The following is a 26,204-nucleotide window of genomic DNA, read 5'->3' as shown; positions in this document are numbered from 1 at the left end:
ATCTGAATTATTCATCTCTCTATTCTCTCCCTCTGTGTCCTCTGTGTTCTCTGCGGTTAAATCATTCCGATGTAGCCGGAAACGATATAATTCAAGAAATCAACAATTTAGCCCACGGATAGATCCGTGGGCTACAGTTTATTGACAATTCAATTACTCGTCTTGGGTAAAGTAGCGATCGAGAAAATTCAAAGCATAGTTACGAAGCTCGTAATACTCCTTCGTTTCCCGCAACTCTTGGCGATCGCGCGGATGAGCAAAAGGTACTGACAAAATCTCTCCAATAGTTGCCGCCGGGCCATTTGTCATCAACACAATGCGATCGGACATATAGATAGCCTCATCCACATCGTGAGTAATCATCATGACAGCTTGTCTGTGATTTTCCCAGATATCCAATACCTGTTTTTGCAACTTGCCGCGAGTCAAAGCATCCAAAGCCCCAAAGGGTTCATCCATTAATAACATCTTAGGGCGAATTGCCAGAGCGCGGGCAATTCCTACTCGCTGTTTCATCCCTCCTGAAATTTCCTCTGGATATTTGTCCGCTGCCGCTGTCAAGTTTACCATTGCTAGGTGTTCGTTGACAAGACTAATCTTATCCGGGCGACTAAGATTTTGCAATACTTCATCAACTGCTAGCCGAATATTCTCTCGCACTGTCAGCCAAGGTAGCAATCCATAGTGCTGAAACACCATCATGCGATCGGCTCCAGGTTTGCGAATTTCTTTACCTTCTAGCCGCACCATTCCCGCACTTTGTTTTTCTAAACCAGCGACTATTTTCAGCAGCGTTGATTTGCCACATCCGGAGTGACCGATGATCGAAATAAATTCATTTTCTCCAATATTTAAGTTGATATTTTCCAGGACTCTAAATTCAGTACCGTCAGCACTTTTGTAGGACTTGAACAAATTGTCTATTTGCAGAAATAGGCCCTCGCTATTGACTGAGTTCTGAGTAGTCGTAGAAGTAGAAGTGTATTGACTCACGGTATTCTCCTAAAAAGTAGTAAAGTGTTAATTGAATTTGCGTGTACTTGCCTAAATCCTAAAATATTGCAGTCGGTTTCAACCGACTGTCTTCTATCAGCCAGGGACTTAAGTCCCTGGCGGGATGGTATAACCAGCGAAAAATCTCAAAATTTAAGACATGAAAAAAGATTGAGGACGGTTAGCTCTAATTTCAAAACTATTGAGATAACCAACCGGATCACTAGGATCAAATCTTTTTTGATCGATAAACAAATCCCCTGGTTCCACCTTATAATCTTCCACTGGACAATTGATTCCCATTTCAGCCACTATCTTGCGGTAAAGATCGGTTCTCCAAGCTTTTTTGGCTAACTCCTCAGCATTTTTGGGAACCTCTTTAATATGTCCCCAGCGAGCAGATTGAGTCATCAACCAAATACTCTGAGATTGCCAGAGAAATGTGGAATGATTGCCTAATATTTGAGGTAAGTTGGCGGGGATATCAAAGAAAATAGTTGTATCCTCCGATCGCACTGTACGGTCTTTTTCATCAAACCCACCGTAGTTGTAGTCTCCCACAATTCCCGGTCGCGTAAATTTATCGATCGGTCCTTTTTTGGGTTTGGCCCCGGTAAACGATCGCTCTGTCAGCAGCAGCGCTATTTCATCGCGGTTTTCCGGCTTGCTGCAATACTGGCAAGCTTCCACCATTGCCTTCACGAGTGAGTAATAAGTCTTCGGATTTTCGTCAATGAACGATTGCATTACTCCCAAAACGCGATCGGGATGGCCTTGCCAAACTTCCTTCCCTTGTGCGAAGGTAAAACCCACACCCAAATTACCTTGAATTGCCCGCGTATTCCAAGGTTCAGCCACCATGTAAGCTTGCATTTCTCCCATCCTCATATTAGTAACCATTTGAGGTGGTGGAACAATAATTACCCGGAATTCTTTGAATGGATCGACACCAGCAGCGGCGGATATATAGCGAACAAAGTATTCGTAAATAGCAGAACTGAGTACAACTGCCCAAACTTTTTTTTCGGCCGGTTGACTATCAAAAAAAGCGCGTAATTGTTTACCAAATTCATCAATATTGCCGTTGTATTCGTGCCAGGGGCGCAAGCCAAAATCCCACATCGCTTTATTCATCGTCATCGCGTTACCGTGGCGGTGAATTGTCATTGCCGCGCACAGGGGTGCGTGGCGGGCTCCTTCGGCACCAATGCGGGCGTTTGTGACTGCGCCCGATACCACTGGGGAAGCGTCTAGTCGCCCGAAAATTATGCCGTCACGGGATGTCGCCCAGCTTGCTTCGCGGTTGAGTTTGACGTTTAAACCGTATTTGCGGAAAAAGCCTTTCTTCCAGGCGATCGCAAATGGTGCACAATCATTAACAGGGACATATCCGATCGTTAAATTGGGTTTTTCTAATGTTTGGGAATTGACGATCGGTGTTACAGCTAAAGCCTCTTCAGTAAGTCCTTTTGCCGATCGATCCGCGTTAATTCCACACCCAGATAAAGTCATTCCCACCGCCGCCGAGCCCATTCGTTGCAAAAACTCTCGCCGGTTCCAATCCTGAAAAAAACGATCGCTCATATTTAATTCTCAATTTGCGACTAATTGCTATTAGATATTTAGTCAATTTCTGGAAACCTTCTGCCTGAATTTCCCCCCTTGGGGGGGGCAGGGGGGGGTTCTTCTTCCTTCTGCCTGAATTTCCCCCCTTGGGGGGGGGCAGGGGGGGGTTCTTCTTCCTTCTGCCTGAATTTCCCCCCTTGGGGGGGCAGGGGGGGTTCTTCTTCCTTCTGCCTGAATTTCCCCCCTTGGGGGGGGCAGGGGGGGGTGACTTCTTCCTTCTTCCTTCTACTAACTATTCACCGATCTATGTGTCACCAATTCTTGAATTTTGCCAACAGCCCAGTCCAGCAGCAACCCAGTCAAACCAATGACAAACACAGCTAAAAATACCGAACTCAGATTCAATCGGCTCCACTCATCCCACACAAAAAAGCCAATTCCCACGCCACCTGTCAGCATTTCCACCGCCACAATCACCAGCCAAGCAATCCCCAAACTAATTCGCAAACCTGTAAAAATATAAGGCAAACTTGCAGGCAAAATTATTTTGGTAATCCGTCGCCATTGTGGCATTTCTAACACTCGCGCCACATCCAGATAATCTTTGGAAACGCTAGAAACTCCCAGGGCTGTGTTAATAATTGTCGGCCACAAAGACGTGATGAAGATGACAAAAATCGCCGAGGGGTCTGCTAGATTAAAAATCGATAGGGCGATGGGCAACCAAGCTAGTGGCGATACTGGTTTGAAGATTTGAATCAGGGGATTTAGCGCCATCATTGCTGCTGGCGACATCCCGATCAGAAATCCCACTGGAATCGCTACCAATGCACCCAGTGTAAATCCCAGTAACACCCGTCGCAAACTTGCTATCAACAGCCAGCCAATCCCTAAATCTCCAGGACCACGCTGATAAAATGGATGCAATATGTAATCCCAATTAGCGATTAACGCCTGGTAGGGAGTGGGAATCAAATCGCTTTTGAAGCTGGCAATAATCCACCACAGGATTAGAATACCTAAAAAACCTGCACCAGGCAACAACACAGTATCCCGGATCATCATTGGTTTTGCCCGCTTCCAAGCTGCAACTCCTGCAACTGCGATCGCCGATAAGTTAAGTTGAATAAACATTACAAATTTCCTCAGAGTCAGGGGAAGGTACAAGAAATCTTGAACAATACCAACCGGAGACACTGATGAGGCAAAACTATCTCGTTAAAGAAAGTTGACTCTTCAGTCTCTACTCAATGCCTGCGAAGTTAGCTGACGGGCTAGGACTGAGAGATGTCCTTCTCTTCCCGAATTAAAAATCAAAAATTACAATCTTTATTTTGAATTTTTGCTCTGAATTCTGTAGAGATTCGCCCCGAAAATTGGTTCCTCCGCTCCAGTGACACGAATTTGTGCGATCGTGTAACACTCGATTAGGCTTGACTTGTTAATTTCATCTTTATAATTATAAGCCTAATGCTAGAGGTTTGTCAATACGTCTTGAGAAATAGATATTTGTCACCAGCCCTGCTCAAATCAGGGAAAACTCCTAAAATTTAATTAAGTAAGACCAAATAAAAAAACATCATACCCACATACCCGCAGCGCTTTCATAAGTTTCGACTCCCTATCCCTTAGCGAACTTACTTCTTTAAATCAGAAACCGAATAGTTACATAGATAGCAGCCGTTACCAATTGCAGTAACATCACAGGAATTCCATAACGCAGAAAAGTTTGAAAAGAAATCCGCCTGCCATGCAATTCAGAAATTCCTGCTGCGACTATATTAGAAGAAGCTCCTACCAAAGTGCCATTTCCTCCCAAAGTTGCCCCGTACATCATCGCATAAAACAGCGGTAAAACTTCCAGAGGAAATTGCCCTGCAAAATCCGGAGCTAACACTTCCACAGGGGCTAACCCGACGTTAACAACATACTGTTTGAGCAAGGGAACCATCGCCACTACTAGCGGAATGTTCGGCACCACGCTCGACATTAAACCCACAAAAAATAACAAAGCTAGGGAACCCAAAAAAATATTCTTACCCAAAATAACTGCTAGAATTCCCGATATACTGTTAATCACTCCGGTTTTTTCTAAACCCCCAATCAGTACAAAAATAGACATAAAAAATAGCAGGGTACTCCAATCTAAATCCCGCAATATATTATTCACGGAATCTATTTTAGATTGATGAGCTAATAGCATGGACAAGGCCGCCCCCAACAAAGCAATGGCTGCTGGTGAAATTGGCACCGGTAGCGACTCTCCCACTACAAAAAATACCAGCACGAAAGCTATAATTAAACCGCCGACTGCTAAAATTCGTGGGTGATTAATTTTGGGATGTGGCAAGTCTGCCAAATCGTCTAATTCTTTGTGCCAAATTTCGGGGAACAACCACGGCAGAATAATGACTATTACTCCTACTGCCAGTGCGCCGCCCAAACTTAATTTCACCAGGTAATCGGCAAAGCTCATATTAATCGCATCACCGACAATAAATGTCGCCGGATCTCCTACTATTGTCAGCAGTCCCGAACTGTTAGCTACAAATACCATTAAAATTAGTAATGGTACAAAATCTACACCCACTTCTTGTGCCATGGGCGGAATTAATGGTGCTAGCAGCATGACCGTGGTAGCATTGGGCAAAACTGCACAAATCGGGGTAGTAATGGCTACAATCCCCAGCAACAGATTTTTGCCTTTTCCTTTCGCCAACAGTACCATTTGAGTTGCCAAATATTCAAATACTTTGGTAGGTTCAAAAGACCTGACCATTACCATGACTCCGAAGAATAATCCCAAGGTTCCATGACTGCGACCAATATATTCGATCGCATCATTTAAAGTCATAACGTGGGTAAAAACCAGGATCAGTGCTCCCAAAAAAGCTGCAACTGTTAGGTGTATCCACTCGGTCATTACTAACAAAATTACACCGATAAAAGTTGCCGTGGCGATCGCAGCTTGCAGGTTTTCCATTTAGTCTCCTGACAAAATTCAAAATTTTAAATTTAACATGATTATGCCACCCCAGAAATTTACTACATCCCGGTAATTTTGTCAATACCTTTAAGAGGTATTTTGTAGTTATAAATACTCTGAATCAGCTCATTGGCAGAGATAGTAGATCCCAAAAATCACCAAAAAACTACTTCTTTTGGCAGGGTGGCGATCGCCAAAAATTTGGTATGTTAATCGGGCGATCGCTCGACTACAATAAGACAATAGCAATATCTGTCAGACTCCACCCCCCCCGCAGACATCATGGATTACAGCCAACTGCTCACCGACAAAACCGACACTATTCTCCAAAACTGGATTGAAGCAGTTAGCCAGGATCGGAAAATAGAAAGTGCTGACACCTTACCGCGCTCAGCCATTAAAAATCATATTCCTCACCTGCTGGCGGCGATGGCAACAGTGCTTTCCCAATATCAAAACAGCGAAATTGGCATCATCATCACAGCCAGTTTTGATCACGGCTTGCTGCGAGCAGAACAAGGCTACGATCCAGCAGAAGTAGCGCGGGAATACCATTTACTTCGTCAAGTCATATTCTCCCATATCGAAGCAGAATTACTAGCAGGAACCAGCGCAGAAGTAGTCAGAGCTTTTCGACTCATAGACTCCGTAGTAGACGAAGCAATTGCCCAGTGTTTTAACAGTTATGTTACTCAGCGCTTGAACGAACTCCAACAAATCCAAACTCAGTTAACACTCACCAATCAAGAACTGAATCGCCTAGTCAGCACTCACCAAGAAAATCTCTCCTATTTAGCCCACGAACTCAAAACACCACTCAACTCAATCATCGGTTATTCTGAATTGTTTTTGCGTCAAGGAAAAAAGCAACCAGAAATCAAAGATACTCTCCCAGGCATCGAACATATAGAGCGAGTATTACGTAACGGTAGACAACTATTACGCCTAATTAACGATGCCCTAGAACTTTCCCGTGCCGATGCCGGAAAAATCCAACTTCAATTGAGACCAACTAATGTAAAATCTCTCATTAATACAGTAGTAGAAATAATGCAGCCCATGGCTGACGCTAAGGGATTAAACCTCTCAATCACTAGCGACAGCGCTCCCAAACAAGTAATCGCCGACTCCCAGCGACTGCAACAAATTATCACCAATCTGCTGAGCAATGCTATTCGCTACACAACCACTGGTAGCATCAAATTAGATTGTCGTCAAGTCGGAACCGAAAATTGGACAATAGCCATTACAGACACCGGCATTGGCATCTCCCCCACCGATAAAAATCGCATTTTTGACCCTTTCTTTCAAGCAGGAGAAGCTAGCCAAAAACAATTTTCACCAGACAGCACAGGCTTGGGATTAGCCATAGTATCGCGACTGGTAAAACTATTGCAAGGCAACATAGATTTAATATCAGAAATTGGAGTAGGCTCGACTTTCACAGTCATTTTACCGCTGGAAGTTAAAACTTTACACAAAGTGCTTTAAGAGTTAATATATGATAAGTATATCAAAGCATCTTTAACAAAAGATTATTTCCATGTCCGCCCTCTACGCAACCCCTACCGTGACAGCCTTTCCCCTAACAGCCGTTGTCGGCCAAGAAGCAATTAAATTAGCCCTGCTTTTAGCAGCAGTCGATCCCGGACTGGGAGGAGTTGCGATCGCAGGTCGTCGCGGTACCGCAAAATCAGTAATGGCCCGTGCCTTGCATTCTCTCCTACCCCCCATAGAAATTGTCAAAGACTCTTTCTGCAACGCCTCTCCAGAAGAACCCCTTGTAGAAGAGCTATCGGGCTTGTCATCAGAAAATCACGGGCAAGATATCTTAGCAGAAAATCATCAGCAAGAGACCCAGACCACAAATACTAATCTCACCACCGCCATTATTCCCACACCCTTCATCCAAATTCCCTTGGGTGTCACCGAAGATAGACTCTTAGGTTCAGTCGATGTCGAACAATCAGTAAAATTCGGCGAAACAGTATTTCAACCAGGACTGCTAGCCCAAGCCAATCGAGGCGTACTTTATGTAGACGAAATCAACCTCCTCGACGACAACATTTCCAACCAATTACTCACAGTATTAACAGAAGGAAGAAATCAAATAGAACGAGAAGGCATCAGCTTTCAACATCCATGTAAACCCCTATTTATTGCCACATATAACCCCGAAGAAGGCCCACTCAGGGAACATTTACTAGACAGAATCGCCATCGCCCTTTCCGCCGATGCCGTACTTCAACTAGAAGAAAGAGTCCAAGCCGTAGACCAAGCTCTATCCTACTCCAGCTCACCCCAACAATTTCTCAACCAATATGCAGAAGACACCGACAACCTCAAAACCCAAATCATCCTAGCCAGAGAATGGCTCAAAGATGTCACCATCAAACGCGAACAAATTAGCTACCTAGTAGAAGAAGCCATCCGTGGCGCAGTACAAGGACACCGCGCCGAAATATTCGCAGTTCGAGTCGCCAAAGCCTGCGCCGCTATCGAAGGACGCACAGAAGTTAACGCCGAAGATTTGCGTCGCGCCGTCGAATTAGTCATCGTACCCCGCGCCACCGTCATCCAAACTCCCCCAGACGAAAACAATCCTCCTCCTCCTCCTCCCCCGCCACCACCACCCCAAAACGAACAAGAACAAGAAGAGGAAGAAGAAGAAGAAGACGAAGACAAGGAAGAAGAACCCCCCGAAGAACAAGAAGAAACGAACATTCCCGAAGAATTTCTATTCGACCCCGAAGGAGTTATTCTCGACCCCAGCGTCCTTTTCTTCGCCCAAAATGCCAGCCGCCAAGGCAAATCGGGAAGCCGCAGCGTCATTTTTTCCGAAGATAGAGGCCGTTACATCAAGCCAGTATTGCCCAAAGGTCCCGTCCGTCGCATCGCCGTTGATGCCACCCTCAGAGCCGCCGCACCCTATCAAAAAGCCCGCCGCGAAAGGAATTCTCACCCCCCCCAACCCAGGGCGGGCACAGGGGCACCGCCCCTACAATCGGGGGGGCAAGAGCCAAATCAGGACGAAGGGAAGCGTCGCGTATTTGTCGAACAGGGAGATGTTCGGGCGAAGCGACTGGCTAGAAAAGCTGGGGCTCTAGTGGTATTTGTCGTCGATGCTTCCGGTTCCATGGCTCTCAATCGGATGCAGTCGGCAAAAGGTGCTGTCATGCAGTTACTCACAGAAGCCTACCAAAGCCGCGACCAAGTTGCTCTCATTCCCTTTCGCGGAGAACAAGCAGAAGTGCTGTTACCGCCTACGCGCTCCATCGCCTTAGCCCGCAAGCGTTTGGAAAGGTTGCCCTGTGGTGGCGGTTCCCCCCTGGCTCACGGTTTGACACAAGCCGTGCGGGTGGGAGTCAACGCGCGACAATCGGGAGATATCGGTCAAGTTGCGATTGTCGCCATTACCGACGGGCGCGGGAATATTCCTCTGGCTCGTTCTTTGGGTGAACCCATTTTAGATGGAGAAAAGCCAGATATTAAGGGTGAATTGTTGGAAATTGCTGCCAAAATTCGCGGGCTAGGGATGCAGTTGCTGGTGATAGATACTGAAAGTAAATTTATTTCTACTGGTTTTGCTAAGGAATTAGCCAAGACTTCTGGTGGCAAATACTATCATTTGCCCAAAGCTACCGAACAGGCGATCGCAGCCATGACTAAAAATGCTCTCCGCGACGCTATCGGCTAAAATAAGTAGAGCCGCAGTTATCAGCATTTATCTGCGGTTCCAAACTCTAATTTTTCCATCGGCGCCGACTACGAGTCACCACCAGAGAACCCACCACTAAACCCAGCCCACCTAGCATCGAAGGCTCAGGAATTTTCACCGGCAGAGGTACCGGGCTGGCTGTTCCCCCAGGCGGGTTCGAGCAACTTCTACAGGGGGTTGATTGAACAACCTGAGCCAACAGCAAATTTTGAGGTTCTGCTGGGACGCGGGCCACCCCTGATTGACCTCCGCAGACAACAGTTGCTAAAGCTAATACAATTCCAGCCGTAGGCTTGAAAAAAATTTTAGGAAAAAAGGTAGGCATTAGACATTACCTGTTTGGTATTTCATTGTTAGATTTAGATATTTTCACGATTAATTTTTTGCATACCCTGTCTACACCTTTGAACATCCAAATCGAAGCGCCTTGAAATTTGAGGGCTGAGGTCTTGGGTAAGTCAGGTTTCCCACCCTAGGAGCAAATTTTACACTTCAACTTGGCTGGTGGTGTGAGACAGTCTCGCTCCCAAGGTGGCAGGGATAAAGAATATACTCATATTTTACAAATCATAAACCATCGCTCCCATCCGGTACATAATATGCTCCTAGTCTTTATCAAATCTTTAAACTTTGAGAGGTTTTGCAAACTCATTGTTACAAATGTCAAAATAATAGATAGCCATTTTGTACTAAAAGTAGGTCAAACCTCGTGAGCAACACCAGCAATTTCCGCGAAGCCCTGCGCGAGGCCAAAAACCACGCGCTGGTAGGCCCCAACGTCATCGCCAACGCCCTCCCCTTTGTCGGCGGTGGCCTAGTCTTAACTGCCATCGGCACCTATGGCGGCCTGGGAGTCATCCACAACTATCCCGGAATCTTCTTTCCCACATTCATCGCTGCGATCGTCCTAGAATTAATTCTATTCTTTGTCGCTCGTGGTGCCGCCGAACAAGGCAACAAAAACACCGCCTTACCTCTCCTCGCCACCTACAGCCTGCTTTCCGGCTACACCCTCAGCGGATTGGTGTTTACAGCCCTCAGAACCCAAGGTGTCGGCATCTCCGGCATCGGTTTTGCAGCCCTCGGCTGTGGCATTACCTTCATCGCCGCCCGCCAAATCGGCTCTAACTTATCCGAAACAGACGGCATGGCCCTCACCAAAACTATCAGTTTGGGCGTCATTGCTTTGTTAGTCGTCGTTGGCGGTCAATTTCTGCTATCTCTATTCGGCGTCTACACCCCAACTTGGCTGGAAATAGGCATTTCCGGCATCGGTGTATTTCTGTTCGCCGGCGCTGCCATTGTAGACTTTTACATTCTGCCCCGCAGCTACCGCGATGACCAGTATTTGCCGGCTGCTTTGTCGATGTATCTTACTTACATCAACTTGTTTATCTTTATTCTGCGACTGCTGATTGCCATTAACAGCCGGGATTAATTGAAATAGTACATTAAAAACCGCAGCTTGATTTTTACAAGCCGCGGTTTTTAATTTTTATTAAGCTGGGGAACTAAGATAGCGAGCGTCCCGTCTCTTTTCAGAATTAATAAAAAATCAATCGGAAAAAACTCATGTACTTAAAGTATGAAGATATCAGAAGAGTCAGCGTAGAGATTACCTCCCGATGCAATGCCGCTTGTCCCCAATGTCCCCGCACTGACAACCGGATTTTACCGATGGCAGAATTAAAGATGGAGGATATTGAGAGAATTTTCCCCAAAGAGTTTTGCTCTCAATTAGATTTGGTATATATGTGCGGCAATTACGGCGATGCTATGACTAGCAATACTACAATTGGGGCGATCGAATATTGGCACCGCATGGGCGTTCCTCAAATCGGGCTTTATACTAACGGTAGCGGACGTAATCCCCAATGGTGGCAAGCCCTGGCAACGGCGATGACGGGAGTAAACGACAGCGTAACTTTTAGTATCGATGGCTTGGCAGATACTAACAGCATTTACCGCAAAAATACTAACTGGGATAAGATAATGCAGTCGGTTAATGCCTTCATCCAAGCTGGCGGAAAAGCGGTCTGGCACTACTTAATTTTTGAACACAATCAACATCAAGTAGAATCTGCTCGTGCTTTAGCTGAAGAATTAGGATTTGCCGAGTTTGTACCGAAAGCTACCTCTCGTTTTGTGGCGAAAGAACTTTATGAAAAAGATTCTGCAATTCCACAGGATCGGCAGGCAGAAAACTCTCAAGTAGATGCTAATAATTCTCACCAAAATCCACCCGCAACAACTAATGCGTCAGCCCCTCAAAATCAAGCACAGACGGCTGTTGAGTTGCACCAACAAGCGGAGGACTGTTTGAGACAAGGACAGCTCTCAGAGGCGATCGCAGCCAGCCAACAAGCCCTAAAAATTCAACCGGATTTTGCAGCAGCCTACAAAACTTTAGGCAATGCTGTTCAAGGTTTGGGACGGATGCAAGCAGCAGCAGACTGTTATTCTAAAGCTCTGCAAATTCAGCCTAATTTTCCCGAAGTTTATGCTAATGTCGGCAGTCTTTATGCTCAACAGCAACAGTGGCAGCCAGCTAGTGCTTATTACCAAAAGGCGATCGAGCTTAAACCCAATTTTGCAGGAGCTTATCGCAATTTAGCTAAAGTCTTGACGCAGTTGGGACAACCAGAAAAAGCAAATTATGCTTGGTATCAAGCTATAGCTATCGAAACCTCTCAAGCATCCGAACCAACTCAGCCAGTCGTCCCCTCAAAGCCAGCCACCGAAGAACTACAACCCCCATCGTTGGAACAATATCAAAATCCACAGGGAGGCGAATTTCTGAAAGTTGTAGAAACCTACGGAGGCCTAAACAATTACTACCGCAATGTAGAAATTAGCTGTCAAACTCAAGCCAGTAAAGATATTTTTATCAGTTTTGAAGCTGAACTTTGGCCCTGCTGTTGGGTGAGCCATACTAAATACGCTGTTTACAACCATACTTACAGACCGCAGATGTTGGCTTTACTTGAAAAGTACGGAGAGGGCTTTAATTCTCTCAAAACTCAATCTGTTAAAGATGCCTTAGAAAGTGATTGGTTTCGTCAAGACCTCACAGCTAGTTTTTCCTGTTCTAAAAGGTTGGATGTCTGCGCTCACGAATGCGGTAAAACTTTTAATTCCACGGGTTCGCAGTATATCTAATTAGGAAGAAACAATAACAGTTTGTTGAAATATTCCAATTTCAGCTATAATAGGTAAAACACTTCAAAACCACGAGGACTAATAGTGGAAATTCTAGATATCAAACACAACATCGAAACATTGTCCGATCGCCTGGGTAAAACCCAGGACTATCTTTGACATCCCCGCACTATCCGCCAAAATCCAAGATTTAGAGCAAATTGCCGCTCAACCAGCATTCTGGGACGACCAAAGTCAAGCCCAAGTAACTCTCCAAGAACTTAACGACCTCAAATCTCACTTAGAGCAATATCATGGCTGGCAAAATAGCTTGGAAGATGCCAGAGCTATCTTAGAATTGCTAGAACTAGAAGCCGATGAATCCCTGTTTCAAGAAGCCTCTTCCAATCTTTCTCAGTTAACTCGCGACCTCGATTTGTGGGAACTGCAACAGTTGTTGTCAGGGCCCTACGACCAAAGTGGCGCTGTTTTAACAATTAATGCTGGTGCCGGCGGTACTGATGCTCAAGATTGGGCAGAAATGCTGATGCGGATGTACACGCGCTGGGGAGAAAGTCAAGGTTACAAAGTACATTTAACCGAATTTTCTGAAGGAGAAGAAGCAGGCATAAAATCTGCAACTTTGGAAATTGCCGGCCGCTACGCTTACGGTTATTTGCGATCGGAAAAAGGCACTCACCGGTTGGTCAGAATTTCGCCTTTCAATGCTAACGACAAGCGTCAAACCAGTTTTGCCGGTATCGAAGTGATGCCGATTCTCGATCGCTCCGTACAGTTAGACATCCCCGAAAAAGACCTGGAAATCACCACTTCCCGCGCAGGTGGCAAGGGCGGGCAAAATGTTAACAAGGTAGAAACGGCTGTCCGCATCGTTCACCTGCCGACAGGTTTGGCCGTGCGCTGTACCGAAGAACGCAGTCAGTTGCAAAATAAGGAAAAAGCCCTCGCCTTGCTTAAATCCAGGCTTTTGGTGATTGCGAAGGAACAGCGGGCTTCGGAAATTGCCGAAATTCGGGGCGACATCGTGGAGGCGGCTTGGGGCCAGCAAATTCGCAACTATGTTTTTCACCCCTATCAAATGGTCAAGGATGTGCGGACTGGTGTGGAAACAACCGCCATTACCGATGTGATGAACGGTGAATTAGACCCGTTTATTCAAGCTTACCTCCGCCAGGAAAATCAGTTGGTCAGTTGACAGTTGACAGTTGACAGTTGACAGTTGACCCTTCGGCTACGCGAGCCCGCAGGCAGTTCACCTGTGGTAGGGGCGGTGCCTGTGAGTGCCCGCCCTCTTAGTTGACAGTTGACAGTTGGTCAGTAGTCAATTAACTGTCAACTGAATGAAGAACCTATTTTCTGGTACAATTTTGGGGTTTTGGGCGATCGCGCAGCCAGAAACCTTGATATCATAAAATTTGATCTGACAAACACTAAGGAGAAAGAATGACCCAAGTTGTAATCGGCGAAAACGAAGGGATCGAGTCAGCCCTGCGACGGTTCAAGCGACAAGTTTCCAAAGCAGGGATTTTCCCCGACATGAGAAAGCACCGCCACTTTGAAACTCCGTTGGAAAAGCAAAAGCGCAAAGCGATTGCCAGAAGAACTAAAAGACGCTTCCACCGCAACAACAAACCCTAGAATTAGGGGCCAATTGATTCGGCAGATACAATTCCTTGGGCTTCTAATACCGCAGCGACTCGGAGAATCACCGCTTCGCTGTAGGGAGCACCAATGATTTGTACCCCCAAAGGCAAAGCGCCGGGCCGCTGTACGGGCACGCAAAGAACCGGCAAGCCTATAAATGATAGGGGTTGGGTAAACAGTCCGAGATTGGGACGCACTAAGATTTCTTGTCCGGCTATTACCATTTTCTCGACGCCAATTAAAGGGGCCGCCATCGGGGTTGCGGGTGCGAGAATGATATCTGTATGTTGGAATATTTCCCGAATTCGATCGCGATACCATTGTCTGAATCTCTGCGCTTGCAAGTACCAAGCCGCCGGGATCAGAGCTCCAGCTAAAAAACGATCGCGCGTCGCCGGATCGAAATCTTGAGGGCGCGATCGCAAATTCTCTAAATGCAAATTTGCCCCTTCACAGGCGGTAATGATAAATGCAGCAGCCCTGGCGCGATCGGATTCCGGTATGCTGACAGTTCCAAGCCCCCCAATTTTCGGGGGGTTTGTTGTTGTTTTTACTGTCTCATTACCACAATTTAAGACATTTGTCAAGGCTTGGGCAACTATTTCTACTGCATCCAATGCTTCCGGTTCGGCCCCTGTAGTGAAATACCCGTCAGCAACCGCAATTCGCAATCCGGCAATTCCTCGATCTAACTGCGGTAAACAAAGTTCTGGGGGGCGCTGAGTGCAAACTGGATCGCGATCGTCGGGCCCTTGCAAGATATCATACAGCGTCGCAATATCCCGGAGCGATCGCCCAAAGGGCCCGACACAATCCAAACTGCCCGAAAACAAATAAGCGCCAGCCCTTGACAAACGGCCGTAAGTAGGCTTAAACCCAAAAACCCCGCACAAAGCAGCCGGTACGCGGATGGAACCGTTAGTATCCGAGCCCAAAGTAAAGGGCACCAAACCCGCAGCCACCGCCGCAGCGGAACCGCCACTGGAACCGCCAGCAATCCGCGCAGTATCGTGGGGATTGCGCGTGGGCCCGTAATGGCTGTTTTCCGTGACAAAACCGTAGGCGTACTCATCCATGTTCAGAGTACCTAGGAGTACCGCACCCGCTTGTCTGAGTCGAGCCACCCCCCCCGCGTCACGGGTAGCCGGAGGATGGTCAGCATTAATTTTTGAGCCGGCTAGGGTGGTAATTCCGCCGATGTCGAAGAGGTTTTTGACGGCGAAGGGTACACCTGCTAGCGGGCCTGGATTTTCGTTATTTGCGATCGCACTATCTATTTTTTCAGCATCCGCCAGCGCACTTTCAGCAGTAACATTAGTAAAACAGTTAAAAGTTCGATCGGCAACAGCAATCCGTTCCAAAGCAGCACTAACCGCCGCTGTAGCCGTAATCTTACCGCTTTTAACCGCTGCTGCCGTAGCAACCGCATCCGCCTTATCTAAAAAAACATCTGCATTCATCTGCGGTTAAAAATTTAAGGTTCAAACACTGGTGCTGCTTCTATTTCTGGAGCTAAAGGGAATTCTGTAACAAGTTGGGCGATCGCCGCTATCCTCTCGAAGTTTACCACAACACCAGGCCGATGTTCTGGGTCTAAGGGCAAGTTTATCAGTTCGGCAGTGCGATCGACATATTCTTCTATATTTGTCATTTTTTTCTTGCTAGCCTTTGAGTGCGATCGATTATTTTATTCTAAGGGCGATCGGGCTGTCAGTTATTTTCGAGCAGTTTTTTGTATTCCTCAGATTGCCTGATATCATCGAGAGGTGATTTTTGCTCTGGTAGTTCATCAGGACAAAACTTTATACAGACCTGCGTTCTCCCAGCCTTAAATTTTTTATTAATTTCTATTTGAAGCTTTCCTTTTTGCCAACCCTTGGAACCAATTTTTAGAATTTGACAATCGATTCCTTCTTGAGGGGTATTCCAGTTTATATTCCCTCCATAAATTATTGTTTCTTCGCTAATCCGCAGTTTTTCAATCCAACGATCTATCGAGTCCCGACTAGATTTAGCTTCTACAGTAATCTGAAGTATATCATTAAACTTGGTATAGACTGTATTTTTCAACTTCAACACCGTAAAAGTAGCTTGACCCAATAACAAAACATCATCATCGCCGTCTAGTGTCTCATAGCTTCTATTGATTTCAACTTTTTCGTCCATTTTATTTCACAAAATTATGCTGATTTCTATTTGATACCATTTCAAGCTATCTGAGTCAAGCTGGTTAACAAAACAAATTAACTCTTGTACTTTTCCCACTCAAACACTGACAGTTTCCCGCAACTTCTCAACAGCCACATCCAGCGGAGGCAAAGCAAAATCCTCAGCATCCATCAATTCCTTAACCTGATCAAAAATCTCAACCTCCGCCTCTTCCTGATCCGTCAGCTTATCATAAAAATAAGGGTCAGTAAACCACTGTTCAAACGCTATCCTCAACACGCCATTCGGGTAAGGCATCACCCGCCAATACTTAGAAACTCGGCTGTCAACAACCTCAAACAGCGGTGCAGGGGTCTGCATGGGATAATAGCTGTAATTATCATCACAAATATAGTACCAAACTATTCCCTGCCATGCTCGGATAGCATAGACAACATATTCCTTGCCAACTGTCAACGGCAATTTAATCTTTTTAGTATAACCTCTTGCCGGATCGATATAATTTTCCGGTAGGTATTCCCCAGTATTAGCAATACAGCGAATTATCATAACTTGTCTACCTATAAATTTTTGGGTGCTGTTTTAGGATATTGTCGTTTGAATTTCAATTCAACTTGTTGCAAAATTTCTGCGTTTTCAAACCAGTGGACTTGTACGGAAGCTCCATTAATTACAAAAGCATGAATGCTAGTTATTTTGTACCAGTCTTCTGGATTCCCTCCATAGAGAGCAACCAGTCTGGAAACATCCCCCAGTATATCGTCCGGCCCACCCTGAATAGCTCTACAATTACCAGCCTTAGCATCTTGCAGGAGCAATTGCTCTGGTAAATTTCTCGGACTCTCATTTGGAATACCACCTTTATTCATAGTTTAACAGTTTCAGATGTTGCTCAAATAATGATTATGGCCTATGTATTATGCCATCCACTCTTTCAAACGAGAAAATATCAGACAATCTCAAATTCCAGATTGTGCTTTTTCACAAAATCAAAACTAAAATGATCGACCACATTAGTATCGCTCAATTCAAGATTATAAAAATCAACAAAGTCCGCATCAAAATAAGGCCCAGCGTGCCAAGTACCCACATCTAACTTAATAAAACAATTGCCAGGAATCCGAAAAGCAACAATATCCTCTAAACTTGGTTCATTACTATCACAAGGAGGTGCAACCGCCATCAACCAATCCTTCCCATCCAAAGCACCCAAACACTGAGTACATTCAACGTGTCGCGTAATTTTGCCAAACTTGCGACATTTACCTTGCAACCGCATAATGTAAAATCTAGGAATGCCATTGTCCAAATTTAACTGAGCATCCTCAACATCAAAACACTTGCCATCAAAACTCGCAGAGATAACTTGACCGTAACTCCGAAAATTCTCCGGTGTCACCCATTGCGCCAATAACCGCTTAGTCGAAATTGATTCACTCATAAATCCCTACAGAAATTACGCATCTTCCCTTCATCTTCTTCCTCTCTTCCTTAGCGCTCTTCGCGTCTTCGCGGTTCGTTAAAAAAATATTATTTAAGCCCGATCCCCCAAAACACCCTTACCCTCAAACTCCGCACACCGCTGCAAAAACCGAGCCGGAATATCAGGCCTCGCCCCCCAATGCAAGTGCAAATAAGAAGCATGAACTCCATTAACTCCCCAACCTTCACCAACCTGCTCAACTTCACCGCGCTTCCCATATCTCCAACTATGATAAACTGGGTCACTCGGTTCCACAGTCAAGTGCGATCGATGAAACTCATGGCCGCAAACTCCATCTCCCGAACTTAACACCGAACTATCTCTCAGCGCCACAGTTTCTCGATATCCCAAAGTCAAACGCTTTCCCATCTCAGCAGTAGAGGGCAACACTCCCACCCCTTCCCAAGAATTGCCATCAAAGTCTACAATCGAATCGCACAAATACATCAACCCCCCACATTCGGCATAAGTTGGCATTCCCGCAGCGATCGCACTTTTTACCGCCTCTCGAATCACCACATTACCGCTCAATTCCTTGGCAAAAACTTCAGGAAAACCGCCCCCAAAATATAAACCTTGCACGTTGTCAGGAAATACAGCATCATCAACGGGACTCCAAAAGACCAATTGAGCACCCAACTCTTCCAATAAATCCAGATTATCCTGATAGTAAAAATTAAAAGCCCGATCGCGCGCCACCGCAATCCTCACTCCAAATTGTTTTCCCAAACTATTGACATAATCATTTTTTTTAGTTATACTTGGGGAAGGGAGACTGTATCTACCCAAAAGTTGCTCAGGCCCCTCACCCCCCTCATCAGAAGTAGCCGCCAGCATTGGCAAAAGTTTTTCCCAGTCAAAAGCCACAGCAGCCAAATCAGCCAACTTGTCGATCGCATCATGAAGATGTGGCAACTCCTCAGCGGGAATCAGACCTAAATGGCGATCGGGAATAGTCACCGCCTCATCCCGTCGCAACACTCCCAAAACAGGTAAATTTAGCGGTTCCAGAGCATCTGTCAGCAACTCCAAATGTCGATCGCTCGCCACCCGATTCAATACTAAACCAGCAAAATTCAGGTTTTTGTCAAAAGAGCGAAAACCGTGGGCGATCGCAGCCACAGAGCCCGAAAGTCTACTGCAATCTATCACCAACAATACCGGCAAATTCAGCAAAGAAGCAACATGAGCCGTAGAAGCAAAGGAAAAATCATAATTGAACTCTTCTTCCCCCCAAGGCGGGGATAGGGGGCAGTTATTATTACCCGCTTGGTGGGAGTTATTACCCCCTTGGGGGCAGTTATTACTACCCGCTTGGGGGCAGTTATTATTACCCGCTTGGGGGCAGTTATTACTACCCGCTTGGGGGCAGTTATTACTACCCGCTTGGGGGCAGTTATTACTACCCCCTTGGTGGGAGTTATTCTTCTCCCCTTGGAGGGGCTTCTTCTTCCCCCCTTGGGGGGGGTAGGGGGGGGTTCTTCTTCCTTCTTCCTTCTTCCTTCGACTCACACCATCAAATAAACCCATTACCCCTTCAACCAAGGCAAAATCGACATCTTGAATATGGCGATAAAAACACTTCTGCACGTAAGATTCAGAGGTTAATATCGCGTCTAAATTCCGACAGGGGCGGCCCGTGACATAAGCATGAAACATCGGATCGATGTAATCCGGGCCTACCTTAAAAGATTGAACATTCAAGCCTCGGCGGATTAAATAAGCTAAAAGGGCGATCGTTACAGTAGTCTTCCCGGCACCACTGCGTTCGCCCGCAATTACTAAAGCCATAACCCTAGATTAATCATAAAAAATACTGACAATTGATAATCGATCAAATTCTGATATCTAATTCATCTCTCTTTTCTCTCTCTGCGTTCTCTGTGTTCTCTGCGGTTTAATTATTTCTATGCAATCATAATCCATCTGAGTATTGCCCATCGAATAATATCTATTTAATCAACCGCGAAGACGCGAAGAGCGCGAAGGAAGAAAAGAGAAGAAAAGTAGGGCAGACGTTGCCTGCCCCACTGAATCTTAACTAATACATTGCCCGTTGCCGAACTTGTTTTTACCGCTTAGCTAATTTCAGCAATTGAGCTGTCACTGCCAAGCTTTCTTCGTAAAGCACGTCGCGCCCCCAACTCTGCAAATGCTGGCCAAGCAACTGTTCCGTCACTTGATCGAACAGGGGTGTCACCTGGTTAAATCGATCGGTTTGAGCGCCGCCACGAGTTTCCATCCGCATACAGCCACCAGCTTCCGAACACAGCACCGTACCGCAATCAGCATTCTCGTTGGTAGAATTTAAACGCAGAGCAATCAAATCCCCAGGGACATCGCCACTATCAGCAGTCGGAATCGCAGCTAACTCTGCTTCAATCACCCGCTCATCAACACCGGCGAATTTAATCCGTTTGATTTGGTAATCGCCCTCTTCTTGTAGAAAAGCAACCGGACGCCACTGGAGACGACTCGCCAGCCAGCCCAGATACATCAGCGCTTGAGTAGAATTGCCACGTTCATAATCGATCGTCACGCGATCGATTTCCCGAATTGCCACACGACGTCCTGGCGGATCGAAAGCCTCCGCAGCTAACTCCTGCCACGCAGCCAGTCGGCGCCAATTCAGATCCGCGATCGGAATTCCCTCCTCAATCAAACTTTGCATCAACAGCAATTCAGCCTGGGGTTCACTAAAACAGCTAGAGTCAATAATTACAGAACTGCTAGTGGCGGCCAACCGCTGGAATAAATCTCGATCGGCATCAGGAGTAGCTTTCCACCATAGCAAGGTCGGCAAATCCGCGATCGTCAGCCCAGTCACAATACCGCTCACCCGTTCCAGAGCCGCTTCGGTACCCCGGAGCGTAATGTACTCGCAACAAATCAGATTGCCACTTCCACCCTTGTGTACCGGACAATAAGCAGCCACTTGAGCCTGTACCCCAGTATCTTCCCCAGCCGTCGGACACAGAGCAATAATCCGGCAGGGATTAGCCGCCACGATCGCGTCGGCTACAGCCGAACCACCTGAACTAAAGCCCGTTGGACCCAACTTGCTGCCAGTGGAATTTTTCCTAGCCACCTCTTCCCGCAAAGTTGCCAGCAATTCAGCATTAGCTTTGCCAGTTCTCGGCAAGCCATAAGCTTTTTGAGCAGCCCTGATACTGGATGCCGTCATGGGCCCGGTAATACCATCGATCGGACCATCATAAAAGCCGACATCCGCCAATAACCGTTGAGTTTCTTCGGGTTCGTAGACTACAAAGGTAAAGGTTGTAGCTCTAGTGGCGATCGTCCAATCATTTTGAGACCCAGATTCTCTGTAGCTTTCCCAAATTCGACCTAATTCGGCCTCTATTTGGTCGATCGAAACATCTTTCGGACTTTGCAATGAAACTAGAGGCGGAGCTTTCATCGGTGTCATAATCATCGGTTTTTTCTCCTTTTTTATTTGTCAGTTGTCAGTTGTCAGTTGTCAGTTGACTGTGGTTATTTGTTATTTGTTATTTGTTATTGGTCGAGCGATTTCCCATAACTAATAACCAATAACTAATAACGAATAACTAACAGTTTTTAAAGTCTCCGCCACTTACGGCCGTCTCGATTAATTAGCAGCTCTGCCTCGGCGGGTTCCCAGGTACCTGCTTCATACTGAGGCACCAGGGCGGGATCGCTCGGTGCTTCCCAGGCCATGAGTGCTGGTGTGACAACCCGCCAAGCTTCTTCTACTTCATCAGAACGAGTGAACAAAGTTTGGTCGCCCAACATACAGTCAATCAAAAGTCGATCGTAAGCGTCCGAGGAAGTAACCCCAAAGGAAGAACCATAACTGAAATCCATATCCACCGTCCGCGTTCTTAAATCAGGTCCTGGCATTTTCGCCTCAAACCTCAGTGAAATCCCCTCATTGGGATGCACGCGCATCGTCAACACGTTAGGAGTCGTTTGTTGAGCAGCAGACTGAAAAATTAACAGTGGCACTTCGCGGAACTGAATCGCTATTTCGCTGACTTTTTTGGGCAATCGCTTGCCGGTGCGTAGGTAAAAAGGCACTCCCTGCCAGCGCCAGTTGTCGATCGCAAACTTCATCGCCACAAAAGTAGGCGTCATCGAGTTAGGATTGACTCCTGGTTCGGTACGGTATCCGGGCACTGGCTTGCCTTTCATCCAGCCGGCGGAATACTGTCCGCGAATTGCAGAATTCTCTAAGTTATGCAAGTCAGCTAAGCGTGTTGCTTGCAAAACTTTCATCTTTTCGGTGCGGATGCTGTCAGCGTCTAGGGAGTTTGGCGGTTCCATCGCTGTCAGACAAAAAATCTGCATCAAATGGTTTTGGAGCATATCCCGTAAAGCCCCAGAGGATTCGTAGTAACCGGCTCGGTCTTCTACCCCTACTGTTTCTGCCACTGTAATTTGTACGTGATCGACAAATTGGCGGTTCCACAGTGGCTCGAAAATGGCATTCGCAAACCGGAACACCATCAGATTTTGAACAGTTTCTTTACCCAAATAGTGGTCAATGCGGTACACTTGCTGTTCTTGACAAACTTCCTGGACTACTCGATTGAGAGCTTTTGCCGAGTTCAAGTCCCGGCCGAAGGGTTTTTCAATCACTAAGCGGTGCTTCAGGGGGTCTGTGAGCATTTTCGCTGCCCCCAGTTGCCGAATTGCTTCGGGAAAGAAGTTGGGAGAAACCGAAAGATAAAATATATGGTTGCCGCGGGTTCTCCTTTGTTGGTCGAGTTCCCCTAGGAAATCTTTGAGTTTTTGATAGCTTTCGGGGTTATCAATATCGCCCGGACAGTAGAACAAACCTTGAGCAAAGTCTTGCCAAAATTCTTCATTACCAATGCCGCCACCAAATTCTTCAATCCCTTCGCGCATTTGCTCTCGGAAGTAATCATGACTCCAAGGGCGACGTGCCACTCCCACCACGGTAGTTTCTGGTGGCAGGCGTCGATCGCGCTTCATCTGATAAATTGCTGGTACGAGTTTGCGCTGGGTGAGGTCTCCCGAAGCTCCGAAGATTACCAGAATTTGCGGTTCTGGCACTCGTTCTTTTCGCAAACCTATCCGCAACGGGTTTTCAAGAATTGTGACCATTTTCTATTTTGCTCCTTCTAAAGCTGACAGCCGCGCTAATACGGCTTGATAATTAGCAGTTATAGCATCCGGTAACGAAATCTTGGAGTAAGTATTTCGGAGTATTTCGGAGTATTTCGCAGTCTGAGAATGCGTATCCATAACCATCATTCCTGTAAACGAAATGTACATCTTTCATGGTTGAAAAGCTGATTCGGTTCCCGTAGATGAGAACTTCACAACCGTTCTTGTTTGGGGTTTTCACCCGTGCGGTGTAGATTCCTGCTTTCACCTTTTTTCTATCCTTGTCAATCGAAACCTTGACAATATCGCCAGCACTGACATGATGAAACACATCTTTCGCCCTCTTGACTGCCGGGAATCCTGATGCGTTGACGCGCCGTGCTTGACGGTTCCCATGTCCTTTACAGGTAACAAGTAAAGGTTGATGGGTTCGCAAATCGATCGACTGCCCTGATTCCCCAATACAGGCGGCATCTATGCTGTGAGACTTTTCTAACCCCTGAGAGCATCGGTTATATTTCGTTCTCCCACCCGTCCAGCATTTGACCGAATCACATAATCCTTTCGCCATTCGCACAATTGCGTAACGAGTCGCGTTGACTGCTGCCGCATCCTTCAAAGGTTTCTTTACTTGTTTGAGAATTCGATCTAAAATGTTCGGCTTTTGTGACAAAAAATCTCGAATGTCTCGATCGCCTTTCGCCTGGTTGCAAGCATGACAAGCCAATGTAAGATTAGAAACCCGATCGCTTCCTCCTTTTGATTTTGGATGAATATGTTCGATTTCTAAAGGAATATTCTCAGTGCCACAGTACGCACATTTTCTATCCCATTTCTCCAAGAGATATTCCCGCACTTCATAGCCGAATAATGTCCCTTGCTGATAGTCAATGCCATTGATTTCAGGATTCTGCAACTTCTGCATATCGAAGCGAACTTGCTCGATTTCAACGCCATCCACGGGGCAATACCGAATCAACCGCTTAATCCACGTCTCAACGGTTAAGACGCGGTGCGCAATAGAAGGTGCTAACCATCCTTGGGGTTTGCGGCGATCGAATCGCTTCTTGCGATACCGCAGATTGCGAGAACGTCTTCCCCGTCTGAATCCTGCGCGTTGCTCCAGGCCTGCTTTAATCGTTTCGCCACGATGCTGCAACTCCATCCTCCACACAATATCTTGACCGCATTGCAAGGCGAATCCGGTGAATTTTGACCCCGGATCTATTTTGATGGAATACAACTTGGTGACAGGATTCTGCACTTGCTCTTGCAAAATCAAAACGTAGGGATATTGGCGAAACACTTTCGCTTTCTCCTTTGATTGAAGCTCTCTTGCACGGGCAGGATGAATCAGAGCTAATGGCGTTTTATCGGCATTCAAAAGAAACACATGATTTGGCATTTCTGCCTTCTCCAAATATTGGGTTAAGTTTGCTTCGATCGGCTTGAGGGCTTGTTAATCGGTTTGGTGTTCTACCTTCAGAAACTAGGCGATGTTCCTCCCCTAACCGCTTGGGACTAGCAATCTCTATAGCTGAGAAAATCCCATTAAGGTTGTGACCTTTCAAGCGTCTCCACCTTGCTCAAGGGTGGGATCTGGCGTAGCAGGTAGATTAACTACTGAAGATTCGGGAAGACCCCGAATTACTCTGTTTCTTTGCTACTCATTTCTGCCAGTTGCTGGGCCATATAGTTAATCTGTGCTTCTTATTCAGCTTTAACTTCAGCCCTGATTTCCTCTCTGAGTTCTGCTCGAATTTTTGCCATCTCAACCGCCAAACGAACTTCCCAGCCTCGATATTGGTAGGAGATGAAGAATTCGAGTTTAAGCTTCTAGTTGGAGTCCTCCCAAACAAGAAACTCGATTTCCCTCTGGAAAGTTTTTGATACTCATGGGTGTCGATTTTTCTAGTTCGGGATTGCCAACTCAGCGATAGGAGCCAAAGTTAGACCTTCTCGATTTTCCTCTGAAAGGTTTTTTGACACCCATGGGTCTCACTTTTCCAGGTTCGAGATTCACAACTCAGCATTTAGGAACCAAAACAATTATCTATTCGGACTCCTAAATGCTTCTGCCTCTAAGGATACAGATATCACACTAGGCGACAGGTGAGAGCTTCTGCACTTTCTCTGCCAAGGAATCCATCAGAGATTGGAACGGGCTAACGAATTTCTCAATCCCCTCCAGCAGCAAGTCTGCCATCACTTGATCCAAATCGATGTCGATATCTGGATCTTTGAGACTTTCGATCAGCGCGTAAGCTTCTGCCACGTTGTTCTCAATCCGGGGTGCGACATCGCAGTGATCGAAACAAGCCTCAACGGTGTTCGGTGGCAAAGTGTTCACCGTGTCAGGGCCGATTAATTCATCGACATACATCACATCGCTGTAGTTGGGGTTTTTGGTGCTGGTACTCGCCCACAACAGCCGCTGCACTTCGGCTCCCTTGGCTGCTAGTGCTTGCCAGCGATCGCTCGCTACGATTTCTTTATATTTCTGGTAAGCTACCTTGGCATTGGCGATCGCAATTTTTCCTTTCACCGCTTCCAGTTTGGCTTTCGTAGCAACATCAGTAACTCCTTTGAGTTTCGCGTCAATTTGACCGTCGATGTTAATGTCGATCCGGCTCAAGAAGAAACTGGCAACAGAGGCAATATTGCTCACATCCAAACCTTTAGCTGCTCGCGCTTCCAAGCCACGAATATAAGCCCAGAAGGTTTCGACGTAGCTGTCAACGGAGAACAGCAAAGTCACGTTAACGTTAATCCCTTCGCTGATAACTCGTTCCACTGCCGGCAATCCTTGAGCAGTTCCCGGAATCTTGATCATCACATTTGGTTTGCCGATCGCCTGATAATAACGTAAGGCTTCACTAATCGTGCTTTCGGTATCGTTGGCGATCGTCGGTGGCACTTCAATACTGATATAACCGTCCAAACCCTTCGACTCTTCGTACACCGGGGCGAAGATGTCGCAAGCGTTGCGGATATCTTCAAATACCAGAGATTCGTAAATTTCGAGTACAGATTTGCCAGCCCGGATGCCAGCTTCGATATCAGCATCGTAAATCACATTGCCCGCGATCGCTTTCTCGAAAATGGCAGGATTAGATGTAATTCCCCGCAATCCGCGACTTTCAATCATCTTTTTGAGTTCGCCGGACTCGATCAGATTGCGAGTCAAATTGTCCATCCAGATGCTCTGGCCGATTTCTTTGATTTCTAACAGGTGATTCTTGGTCGTTTCCGTCATGATCTGTAACTCCTACAATTTGATATTTGGTAATTGGGAATTGGGAATTGGTAATTGGGAATTGGTAATTGGGAATTGGGAATTGGTAATTGGGAATTGGTAATTGGGAATTGGTAAT

General features: G+C 46.3%; 22 protein-coding genes and 1 riboswitch. Of the genes, 6 read left to right on the top strand and 16 right to left on the bottom strand.

Features of this window, described 5'->3' with window-relative positions; translation table 11 throughout:
- Positions 1 to 153: 153 nt before the first annotated feature.
- From ACBR23_RS06705 to ACBR23_RS06690, 4 genes are all read right to left on the bottom strand, one after another.
- Entirely contained in the window at positions 154 to 993 is an 840-nt protein-coding gene (locus ACBR23_RS06705; protein WP_371119210.1) for an ABC transporter ATP-binding protein, read from the bottom strand.
- A gap of 153 nt (positions 994 to 1,146) precedes the next feature.
- Complete coding sequence (locus ACBR23_RS06700) at positions 1,147 to 2,577, bottom strand: ABC transporter substrate-binding protein (RefSeq protein ID WP_371119209.1); 1,431 nt, start codon at positions 2,575 to 2,577, stop codon at positions 1,147 to 1,149.
- Between the two features lie 270 nt (positions 2,578 to 2,847).
- Complete coding sequence (ntrB, locus tag ACBR23_RS06695) at positions 2,848 to 3,693, bottom strand: nitrate ABC transporter permease (RefSeq protein WP_371115050.1); 846 nt, start codon at positions 3,691 to 3,693, stop codon at positions 2,848 to 2,850.
- 102 nt (positions 3,694 to 3,795) lie between these two features.
- A riboswitch (cyclic di-AMP (ydaO/yuaA leader) is annotated at positions 3,796 to 4,003 on the bottom strand.
- A 201-nt stretch (positions 4,004 to 4,204) separates the two neighbouring features.
- Positions 4,205 to 5,542, bottom strand: coding sequence for an ArsB/NhaD family transporter (locus ACBR23_RS06690; protein WP_371115049.1), 1,338 nt, complete (start codon positions 5,540 to 5,542; stop codon positions 4,205 to 4,207).
- A 285-nt stretch (positions 5,543 to 5,827) separates the two neighbouring features.
- Between ACBR23_RS06690 and ACBR23_RS06685 the strand changes: the two genes are divergently transcribed.
- Both ACBR23_RS06685 and bchD read left to right on the top strand, forming a co-directional pair.
- On the top strand, positions 5,828 to 7,036 hold the full coding sequence (locus ACBR23_RS06685) for a sensor histidine kinase (protein ID WP_371115048.1): 1,209 nt from the start codon (positions 5,828 to 5,830) through the stop codon (positions 7,034 to 7,036).
- Positions 7,037 to 7,088: 52 nt separating this feature from the next.
- Positions 7,089 to 9,242, top strand: a complete 2,154-nt coding sequence (bchD, locus tag ACBR23_RS06680; protein ID WP_371119208.1) for a magnesium chelatase ATPase subunit D — start codon at positions 7,089 to 7,091, stop codon at positions 9,240 to 9,242.
- A 46-nt stretch (positions 9,243 to 9,288) separates the two neighbouring features.
- Here the strand turns inward: bchD and ACBR23_RS06675 are convergent, their stop codons facing one another.
- Positions 9,289 to 9,588 carry a PEP-CTERM sorting domain-containing protein gene (locus ACBR23_RS06675; RefSeq protein ID WP_371115046.1) on the bottom strand — a complete coding sequence of 100 codons (300 nt, stop codon included), beginning with the start codon at positions 9,586 to 9,588 and terminating at the stop codon, positions 9,289 to 9,291.
- A 384-nt stretch (positions 9,589 to 9,972) separates the two neighbouring features.
- Here ACBR23_RS06675 and ACBR23_RS06670 point away from each other — a divergent pair, with 384 nt between their 5' ends.
- The 4 genes from ACBR23_RS06670 (at position 9,973) to rpsU (ending at position 14,060) form a co-directional block, all read left to right on the top strand.
- Entirely contained in the window at positions 9,973 to 10,701 is a 729-nt protein-coding gene (locus ACBR23_RS06670; RefSeq protein WP_371119207.1) for a Bax inhibitor-1 family protein, read from the top strand.
- A 134-nt stretch (positions 10,702 to 10,835) separates the two neighbouring features.
- Positions 10,836 to 12,422 (top strand): tetratricopeptide repeat protein, encoded by a 1,587-nt coding sequence (locus tag ACBR23_RS06665; protein ID WP_371119206.1) that lies wholly within the window; start codon positions 10,836 to 10,838, stop codon positions 12,420 to 12,422.
- 84 nt (positions 12,423 to 12,506) lie between these two features.
- A protein-coding gene (gene prfB, locus ACBR23_RS06660; protein ID WP_371115043.1) for a peptide chain release factor 2 occupies positions 12,507 to 13,617 on the top strand; the annotation gives its coding sequence in 2 pieces (ribosomal slippage) (positions 12,507 to 12,578 and positions 12,580 to 13,617; 1,110 coding nt in all).
- A gap of 248 nt (positions 13,618 to 13,865) precedes the next feature.
- A complete protein-coding gene (rpsU, locus tag ACBR23_RS06655) occupies positions 13,866 to 14,060 on the top strand; it encodes a 30S ribosomal protein S21 (protein ID WP_006632476.1) in 195 nt (64 codons plus the stop codon).
- Positions 14,061 to 14,062: 2 nt separating this feature from the next.
- Here the strand turns inward: rpsU and ACBR23_RS06650 are convergent, their stop codons facing one another.
- The 11 genes from ACBR23_RS06650 to tal form a co-directional block, all read right to left on the bottom strand.
- Positions 14,063 to 15,526 carry an AtzE family amidohydrolase gene (locus tag ACBR23_RS06650; protein ID WP_371119205.1) on the bottom strand — a complete coding sequence of 488 codons (1,464 nt, stop codon included), beginning with the start codon at positions 15,524 to 15,526 and terminating at the stop codon, positions 14,063 to 14,065.
- Between the two features lie 14 nt (positions 15,527 to 15,540).
- Positions 15,541 to 15,717, bottom strand: a complete 177-nt coding sequence (locus tag ACBR23_RS06645) for a DUF4089 domain-containing protein (protein ID WP_371119204.1) — start codon at positions 15,715 to 15,717, stop codon at positions 15,541 to 15,543.
- Between the two features lie 59 nt (positions 15,718 to 15,776).
- The gene (locus ACBR23_RS06640; protein WP_371119203.1) at positions 15,777 to 16,232 is read right to left on the bottom strand and encodes a KGK domain-containing protein; all 456 of its coding nucleotides are present in this window, start codon (positions 16,230 to 16,232) and stop codon (positions 15,777 to 15,779) included.
- Positions 16,233 to 16,331: 99 nt separating this feature from the next.
- Positions 16,332 to 16,784, bottom strand: coding sequence for a hypothetical protein (locus ACBR23_RS06635; RefSeq protein WP_371119202.1), 453 nt, complete (start codon positions 16,782 to 16,784; stop codon positions 16,332 to 16,334).
- Positions 16,785 to 16,795: 11 nt separating this feature from the next.
- The gene (locus ACBR23_RS06630; RefSeq protein ID WP_371119201.1) at positions 16,796 to 17,104 is read right to left on the bottom strand and encodes a hypothetical protein; all 309 of its coding nucleotides are present in this window, start codon (positions 17,102 to 17,104) and stop codon (positions 16,796 to 16,798) included.
- Positions 17,105 to 17,184: 80 nt separating this feature from the next.
- Positions 17,185 to 17,676, bottom strand: a complete 492-nt coding sequence (locus tag ACBR23_RS06625; protein WP_371119200.1) for an ureidoglycolate lyase — start codon at positions 17,674 to 17,676, stop codon at positions 17,185 to 17,187.
- 93 nt (positions 17,677 to 17,769) lie between these two features.
- Positions 17,770 to 19,509 (bottom strand): cobyrinate a,c-diamide synthase, encoded by a 1,740-nt coding sequence (locus ACBR23_RS06620; protein WP_371119199.1) that lies wholly within the window; start codon positions 19,507 to 19,509, stop codon positions 17,770 to 17,772.
- A gap of 280 nt (positions 19,510 to 19,789) precedes the next feature.
- Positions 19,790 to 21,154, bottom strand: a complete 1,365-nt coding sequence (opcA, locus tag ACBR23_RS06615; protein ID WP_371119198.1) for a glucose-6-phosphate dehydrogenase assembly protein OpcA — start codon at positions 21,152 to 21,154, stop codon at positions 19,790 to 19,792.
- 143 nt (positions 21,155 to 21,297) lie between these two features.
- Entirely contained in the window at positions 21,298 to 22,827 is a 1,530-nt protein-coding gene (gene zwf, locus ACBR23_RS06610) for a glucose-6-phosphate dehydrogenase (RefSeq protein WP_371119197.1), read from the bottom strand.
- A 52-nt stretch (positions 22,828 to 22,879) separates the two neighbouring features.
- Positions 22,880 to 24,235 (bottom strand): RNA-guided endonuclease IscB, encoded by a 1,356-nt coding sequence (iscB, locus tag ACBR23_RS06605; protein WP_371119196.1) that lies wholly within the window; start codon positions 24,233 to 24,235, stop codon positions 22,880 to 22,882.
- 696 nt (positions 24,236 to 24,931) lie between these two features.
- Positions 24,932 to 26,086 carry a transaldolase gene (tal, locus tag ACBR23_RS06600; protein WP_371119195.1) on the bottom strand — a complete coding sequence of 385 codons (1,155 nt, stop codon included), beginning with the start codon at positions 26,084 to 26,086 and terminating at the stop codon, positions 24,932 to 24,934.
- Positions 26,087 to 26,204: the final 118 nt, after the last annotated feature.

The sequence above is a fragment of the Microcoleus sp. genome (assembly GCF_041354475.1).
GTDB lineage: Bacteria > Cyanobacteriota > Cyanobacteriia > Cyanobacteriales > Microcoleaceae > Microcoleus.
The sequence above is the reverse complement of the archived record's forward strand: the minus strand, read 5'-3'. Positions and strand labels throughout refer to the sequence as shown.

Excerpts from the sequence above, each read along its gene's own strand:
- opcA (WP_371119198.1), bottom strand. The coding sequence starts at position 21,154 with ATGATTATGACACCGATGAAAGCTCCGCCTCTAGTTTCATTGCAAAGT.
- ACBR23_RS06635 (WP_371119202.1), bottom strand. The coding sequence starts at position 16,784 with ATGATAATTCGCTGTATTGCTAATACTGGGGAATACCTACCGGAAAAT.
- ACBR23_RS06620 (WP_371119199.1), bottom strand. The coding sequence starts at position 19,509 with ATGGCTTTAGTAATTGCGGGCGAACGCAGTGGTGCCGGGAAGACTACT.
- ACBR23_RS06700 (WP_371119209.1), bottom strand. The coding sequence starts at position 2,577 with ATGAGCGATCGTTTTTTTCAGGATTGGAACCGGCGAGAGTTTTTGCAA.
- bchD (WP_371119208.1), top strand. The coding sequence starts at position 7,089 with ATGTCCGCCCTCTACGCAACCCCTACCGTGACAGCCTTTCCCCTAACA.
- ACBR23_RS06645 (WP_371119204.1), bottom strand. The coding sequence starts at position 15,717 with ATGACAAATATAGAAGAATATGTCGATCGCACTGCCGAACTGATAAAC.
- ACBR23_RS06640 (WP_371119203.1), bottom strand. The coding sequence starts at position 16,232 with ATGGACGAAAAAGTTGAAATCAATAGAAGCTATGAGACACTAGACGGC.
- ACBR23_RS06665 (WP_371119206.1), top strand. The coding sequence starts at position 10,836 with ATGTACTTAAAGTATGAAGATATCAGAAGAGTCAGCGTAGAGATTACC.
- ACBR23_RS06690 (WP_371115049.1), bottom strand. The coding sequence starts at position 5,542 with ATGGAAAACCTGCAAGCTGCGATCGCCACGGCAACTTTTATCGGTGTA.
- ACBR23_RS06630 (WP_371119201.1), bottom strand. The coding sequence starts at position 17,104 with ATGAATAAAGGTGGTATTCCAAATGAGAGTCCGAGAAATTTACCAGAG.
- ACBR23_RS06675 (WP_371115046.1), bottom strand. The coding sequence starts at position 9,588 with ATGCCTACCTTTTTTCCTAAAATTTTTTTCAAGCCTACGGCTGGAATT.
- ACBR23_RS06685 (WP_371115048.1), top strand. The coding sequence starts at position 5,828 with ATGGATTACAGCCAACTGCTCACCGACAAAACCGACACTATTCTCCAA.
- ACBR23_RS06625 (WP_371119200.1), bottom strand. The coding sequence starts at position 17,676 with ATGAGTGAATCAATTTCGACTAAGCGGTTATTGGCGCAATGGGTGACA.
- tal (WP_371119195.1), bottom strand. The coding sequence starts at position 26,086 with ATGACGGAAACGACCAAGAATCACCTGTTAGAAATCAAAGAAATCGGC.
- ACBR23_RS06650 (WP_371119205.1), bottom strand. The coding sequence starts at position 15,526 with ATGAATGCAGATGTTTTTTTAGATAAGGCGGATGCGGTTGCTACGGCA.
- rpsU (WP_006632476.1), top strand. The coding sequence starts at position 13,866 with ATGACCCAAGTTGTAATCGGCGAAAACGAAGGGATCGAGTCAGCCCTG.
- iscB (WP_371119196.1), bottom strand. The coding sequence starts at position 24,235 with ATGCCAAATCATGTGTTTCTTTTGAATGCCGATAAAACGCCATTAGCT.
- ntrB (WP_371115050.1), bottom strand. The coding sequence starts at position 3,693 with ATGTTTATTCAACTTAACTTATCGGCGATCGCAGTTGCAGGAGTTGCA.
- zwf (WP_371119197.1), bottom strand. The coding sequence starts at position 22,827 with ATGGTCACAATTCTTGAAAACCCGTTGCGGATAGGTTTGCGAAAAGAA.